Source organism: Paenibacillus sp. LHD-38, assembly GCF_031157315.1.
GTDB lineage: Bacteria > Bacillota > Bacilli > Paenibacillales > Paenibacillaceae > Pristimantibacillus.
Map to the genome: position 1 here is coordinate 1 of NZ_JAVIFU010000134.1, position 1,075 is coordinate 1,075.

Below are 1,075 nucleotides of genomic sequence, written 5' to 3' on the forward strand. Positions count from 1 at the left end.
GCCAACCATTCCTTCTTCTTTGAACGATGCCGAATAAATACCACGAGAATAGGGATCCCTGGAACCAATTCTGTTCGAATGGAATGAAGGATATCGGACTTCTTTCCTTCAACTTGTGGAGCTGCCAGATACAATTCCTTTAGGTTCAGGCGGTTTCCGTTTACAAGGTAGCGCTTGTTGTCATTTTTAATCATACCAATGACATGAAGTCCTCGATCTATGATTTCTTTGATGAGTGGTGCATGGGTGAACCAACTGTCCATTAAGGTGTAAGACGCAGATGCACCAGCAGCTATGGCACGATCAATCATAGAGGCGATTACCTTCGGAGCAGGAAGCAGTGCTTCTTCACGGCGTTTAAAGCCGGTGGTGCGTTTATCAATTCTGTCTGAAGTACCATTGATTTGAGATTTCGTCGAGCTAAGTAAAGCGAAATCCATGGGGATAAACGAATGGCTGTCGGACCATCCCATCGTGAGCATGCGGAAGCCTTTGTAATAGGCTCCTGTAGCGTGATCTTTGAATCTTGCGAGCAATTCTACCGCTTTGCTGCGGTTACGATCAAACATCGAATCGTCAAAAATGAATGCAGTTACGCGATTATCGGAAGTGAGTAGCTCGACTTTCCGAACGGTTGCAGTGCTCAGAGCTATGAGAAACTGCCGCCAAGCAAATTTATTATGATTTAAAAACCGATAAACGGCATCTTTACCTGGAAATGATTCGGCTTTTTCACTTTCGAGCAGGCGAAACCAATTTTTCTGATGAAACAAGAGAACGAACACAAGCTGAAAAAGATACGCCGCTGAATAACCAAATTTCTTATTGATTTTCGCGTCTTTTAAATGCTGGAGCACACCCAGCTCTTTGAATGCTGGTTTAATTTCTTTGGGTAGTTGATTACATGGCTCTTTTTGCTCTATCATATAGAGGACACCTCTTCTGTGTGGTAGTGGATTGCTCGTCACAATCACTATACCAAACCGAAGCGGTGTTTTCTATTTTGCAAGAGATTAATATTTTCTTGGTTTAGCTATACTTATCAAGGGTTTAAAGCCAATTTCGCTCTGCGAAG

At 42.9% G+C, this 1,075-nt stretch carries 1 protein-coding gene; it reads right to left on the reverse strand.

The window, feature by feature from the left end:
- Positions 1 to 926, reverse strand: a 926-nt coding sequence (locus RCO25_RS34585; RefSeq protein ID WP_309000568.1) for an IS4 family transposase, incomplete at its 3' end; no start/stop codon positions are given.
- Between the last annotated feature and the right edge of the window lie 149 nt (positions 927 to 1,075).